The sequence below is a fragment of the Burkholderia sp. Cy-637 genome (assembly GCF_011753175.1).
Lineage (GTDB): Bacteria > Pseudomonadota > Gammaproteobacteria > Burkholderiales > Burkholderiaceae > Burkholderia > Burkholderia gladioli.
Genome location: NZ_VWWC01000288.1, coordinates 1 through 4630 on the forward strand (window position 1 = coordinate 1; position 4630 = coordinate 4630).

At 72.0% G+C, this 4630-nt stretch carries 4 protein-coding genes; all 4 read left to right on the forward strand.

Annotated features, from left to right (window positions below; genetic code table 11):
- The coding region (locus F3J10_RS34385; RefSeq protein WP_167243938.1) for an MFS transporter at positions 1–659 on the forward strand (659 nt) is incomplete at its 5' end.
- 5 nt (positions 660–664) lie between these two features.
- Positions 665–2503: an IucA/IucC family protein gene (locus F3J10_RS34390; RefSeq protein ID WP_167243939.1), complete on the forward strand. Its 1839-nt coding sequence runs from the start codon at positions 665–667 to the stop codon at positions 2501–2503.
- Positions 2500–4269 carry an IucA/IucC family protein gene (locus tag F3J10_RS34395; RefSeq protein WP_167243940.1) on the forward strand — a complete coding sequence of 590 codons (1770 nt, stop codon included), beginning with the start codon at positions 2500–2502 and terminating at the stop codon, positions 4267–4269. Before F3J10_RS34390 ends, F3J10_RS34395 begins: the two co-directional genes overlap by 4 nt.
- Positions 4266–4630 (forward strand): aldolase/citrate lyase family protein (locus F3J10_RS34400; protein WP_240155796.1); only part of this gene is annotated, 365 nt, incomplete at its 3' end. The genes F3J10_RS34395 and F3J10_RS34400, both read left to right, overlap by 4 nt.

Consider the following 4630-nt stretch of genomic DNA (forward strand, 5'->3'; position numbering starts at 1 on the left):
TGGCCGAGCCGGCCCGCGATCCGGCCGAGGCCGCGAGCGATGCGGCCTCGCGGCGTGGCGCGCGCCGCGCGCTGTTCGCCGATGGCATGTTTCGTCGCTGGGTGCTGGCCGGCAGCCTGACGCAGGCGGGCGCGTTCGCCCTGGTCAATGTGTTCGCCCTGTTCATCGACGCGCGCTTCGCCGGCCAGCCCGGGCTGGCCGCCAAGGTGGGCTTGCTGCACGCGCTGGGCTGGTGCGCGACGCTGGCGGCCGGACCGTTCTGGGGCGCGCGCAACGACCGCGGCGACCCGGGCCGCCACTTCGTGGCCGGCGCGCTGCTCTGCGCGCTGGCGCTCGCGCTGATGCCGCTGGCCGCCTCGCTGTGGGCTGTCGCGCTGCTGCGCGTGGCGCAGGGCGCGGCCTACGCGGCGCTCGCGCAATCGATGCTGCTGGCCTGCTGCCGCGCCGCGCCGCCCGCGCTGCAAGGCCGCGTAACCGTGACGGCACGCGGCGCGATGGTGCTCGGGCAATTGCTCGGGCCCTGTGCCGTGCTGGCCGTGCTGCCTTCCCTGGGGCCCGCCGCCACGCTGTGGCTGACCGCGACGATGTTCGTCGCCGCGGCCGCCGTGGCACGTCCCGGCGTGGCCCTGTCCTCCTCCTCCGTGACCGAATCGAGGTAATCGCCATGCCATCCCTTTCCTTGCCGCCGGCCACGTCGGCGACGCCGTGCGCGTGCGCGGCCTTCGTCGACGGCTCGGCTGCCGAGCGCTTTCGCATCGCGCCGCTCGATCGCCGCCTGCTCGAACAGTATTTCAATACCTGGTGCCGCGAGACGGGTCGCTTCGACCCACGCGTGGCCGACGGACAGTTGCCCGACGAATCGGTGCGCGCCATCGCGCGCGACTGGCGTGAACGGGGGCACCAGCTCGCATGCGTGAGCTTCCCGCACGACGGCAGCACGGTGGTGGTCGCGCTCGACCGGTTTTCCGGGATTGGTTTTCATCGGCTCGCGCCCTATGCGCTGTGGTGGTCGCCGCAACACGGCGCGCAGCCTTGCGAGGGACCCGCCGTGTTCGCCGAGGCGATCGCCCAGGCGCTCGCCGTGCGCGCCGGTCTCGATGCGCAGGGCTGGCCCACGCAGTTCGCCGCCCTGATGCACGACAGCATCGAGCGCGTGCGCGGTTTTCATCGCGACGTGCCGCGCGAGCACGCTCGCGCGCTCGCGGCGGGTGCCGCCTGGCCCTCGCCGTTCGTCGAGGCGGAGCAGTCGCTGCGCTTCGGCCATGCCTTTCACGTCACCTCGAAAGCCACGAGCGGTTTCGACGATCACGATGTGGCCGCCTACGCACCCGAGCGACGTGCCGCGTTCCGATTGCACTATTTCGCGGTCGCCTCGCGTCGTTTCGAGAGCCGCTCGATCGACCGCGCGCAGCCGCCAATCGACCCGGAGGCGATGCACGCCGCGGCGGCCCTGCTAGGCGAGAGCGAGTACCGGCTGTTGCCTAGCCATCCCTGGCAGGCCGGCTGGCTGCTCGCGCGCGAGGACGTGCAGGCGATGCTGAAGACGCGTGACCTGATCTCGCTCGGTCCGATGGGCGAGCTGGCCTGGCCGACCTCGTCGGTGCGCACGGTCTGGCTGCCGCGGCAGCGGCGCTTCCTGAAGTTGCCGCTCGACGTGCGGATCACCAACTTCATCCGCAACAATCCGCCCGAGCAGGCGGCGCGCGCGCTCGACGCGAGCCGCTACCTGGCGTGCCTGCCACGCCGCTATCGGCAGTCGCCCGGGTTCGAGATACTGCTGGACCATGCCCATGCGGGCCTGGCGACGGCCGACGAGGCACTGCGCGCGAGCAGCCTGGTGATCTACCGCGAGGCGATGCGCGACGATGCGGGCGATCAGGCGCGCGTGCTGGCGAGCGTGGTGGAGGAGCGCCCGGACGGCGGCACCCTGCTGCAGGCGCTGCTGCACGAGGCGCTCGGCGAGACGCCGTCGCCGGCACGGTTGGCCGCCTGGTGGCGCGCCTACCTCGACGTGATGCTGTTGCCGATGCTGCGCCTGTTCGCGCACGAGGGCGTGAGTCTGGAGGCGCATCTGCAGAACGCGATGGTCGCGTTCCGGGCCGGCTGGCCCGCGCGTGGCTACGCGCGCGACATGGAGGGCGCCAGCATCAGCCGCGCGCGATGCCGCTTCCCGGACCGGCTCGATGCCGCCAGCCCGGCGCTCTACGACGAGGAGGTGGCCTGGAAACGCTTTCTCTACTACGTACTGGTCAACCAGGTCGGCCACCTGGCGGCCAGCGTCGCGCGCGCCGGTTACGGCGACGAGGCCACGCTGTGGCGGCTGACGGCCGAAGCCTGGGCGGACAGCGGCGAGCCGGCGCTGCTCGCCTTGCTGGGCGAGCTGGTGCGGCGTCCGGGCTTGCCGGCCAAGGCCAACATGTCGAGCTGCTTCGGCCGTCACGGCGAATTGCCGGCCTGGGTAGAGATTCCCAATCCCCTGTTCGGCACGGAGGTGCGAGCATGATGCATGCCGAATTCGACGCGCTGGTCGACAGCGACGCCTATCGCGACGCGGCGCGGCGCGTGATCCGCCAGTTGTTCGAGGCGCTGCTGTTCGAGGAGCGGCTGCCGTTGGCGCGGCGCGATGGCGCGCTGCTGAGCGTGGCGGCGACCGACCCGCAGGGCGCGGAGGTGATCTATCACTGCCATGTGCAGCGCAGCGTCTCGTTCGCGCGGCTGCGGGTCGTCTCGCCGGTGCGGCGGCGCTGCGGCGCCGAGGATGCCCCGGCCCTGGACGTCGCGCGCGTGATCGCCGAGCTGGCCGGCCAGTTGGCGGCCGAGCCGGCGCGGCTCGCGCAATTCGCCACGGAACTGCTCGCGACCCACGTGAAGGATGCGCAAACGCGTATCGCCCGGCAGGGCCGCCTGCTGCGCGATGCCGATTACGACGAGATCGAGGCCGGACTGACCGGCGCGCATCCTTACCACCCGACCTACAAGTCGCGGCTCGGCTTCACGCTCGATCACAATCGCCGCTATGCGCCCGAATGTTCGCCCGGCGTGGCGCCGCTGCTGCTCGCGGTACGCGTCGACCAGGCACGCTGGGCTGCCGGGCAGGCGGTCGAGGCGCGCGATCCTCGCACGCTGCTGGTCCCCGCCGAACGCGCCGTGTTCGAGCTGCGGCTGACCGGGCTCGGCCTGGATCCGGCCGATTACCTGCCGCTGCCCGTGCATCCGTGGCAGTGGGAGATGGTCGGGGAGACGGCGTGCCATCCCGCCCGCGCGCGGCGCGAACTGATCCCCGTCGGGCCGATGCAGGATCGTTATCGCCCGCAGCAGTCGATCCGCACGCTGGCCAATCTCGACCGCCGCGACGCACCTTCGGTGAAGCTCGCGATGAATCTCGTCAATACCTCGACCTCGCGCGTGCTCGCGCCGCACACGGTCTGCAATGCGGCTCCGATCAGCGACTGGCTGGACACACTGGTGGCGAGCACCGAATGGGCCGCGCCGCTGGCGCGGCCCGTGATCCTGAAGGAGATCGCGGGGGTCGCCTATCTGCCGCCGACGCCGGCGGCAGGCCAGTACGGCGCGCTCGCCTGCATCTGGCGCGACAGCATCCACGCGCACCTGGTCGAGGGCGAGCGCGCCCTGCCGATGACGGCGCTGCCGCAGCCCGATGCCGATGGGCGCCTGCTGGTGGCGGAGATGGTGGCGCGCCACGGCATCGAGGCCTGGCTGCGTCGGCTGATCGAGCGCGCCTGGCTGCCGGTGCTGCACCTGCTCTGGGCGCACGGCACGGCGCTCGAGTCGCATGCGCAGAACATGGTCCTGATCCTGGTCGACGGCCTGCCCGAGCGCGTCGCGCTGAAGGACTTCCACGACGGCGTGCGTTTCTCGCGGCAGTGGCTGAGCGGGCCGCCGCCGGTGCTGAGCGCGCCACCCGCCGAACATGCCGCCGTCAACCCGAATTCCTTCGTCGAGACCGACGACGCCGACGAATTGCGCGATTTCACCTGCGACGCATTGTTGTTCGTCAACCTGGCCGAAATCGCCTGGGCCTTCGCGCAGCATCTCGATTTCGACGAGGCACGCTTCTGGGCGATCGCGGCCGAGGCGATCCGTGCACATCAGGCGCGCCATCCCGCGCTCGCGGCACGGTTCGCGCTGTTCGACTGCTTCGCGCCCACCCTGCAGATCGAGGAACTGGCGAGCCGCCGCTTCCTGCCCGAGCTCCGGCTGCGCACGCGTGCCGCGCCCAATCCGCTGGCGCAGGCGGTGCAGGCATGACGGCCCCGATGCTGAAGGCCTCGCTGGGCGATCCGGCGGACGGCCCGCGATTCGGCGTGTTCTGCTCGACGCCCGCGCCTCTGACGATCGAACTGATCGCCGCGGCCGGCTACGACTTCGCGATCGTCGATCTCGAGCACACGCTGATCGACGGCGCGACGCTGACGGCGATGCTGCTGGCCGCGCGCGCCTCGGGCCTGGCCGTCCTGGTACGGGTGGCGGCCCTGGCGCAGGTCGCGCCGGCGCTCGACCAGGGCGCGCAGGGCATCGTGGTGCCGCGCGTGCGCTCGATCGAGGAGGCGCGCCGGGCCGTGCTGGCCGCGCGTCATGCCCCGCTCGGCGAGCGCGGCCTGAACGCGAC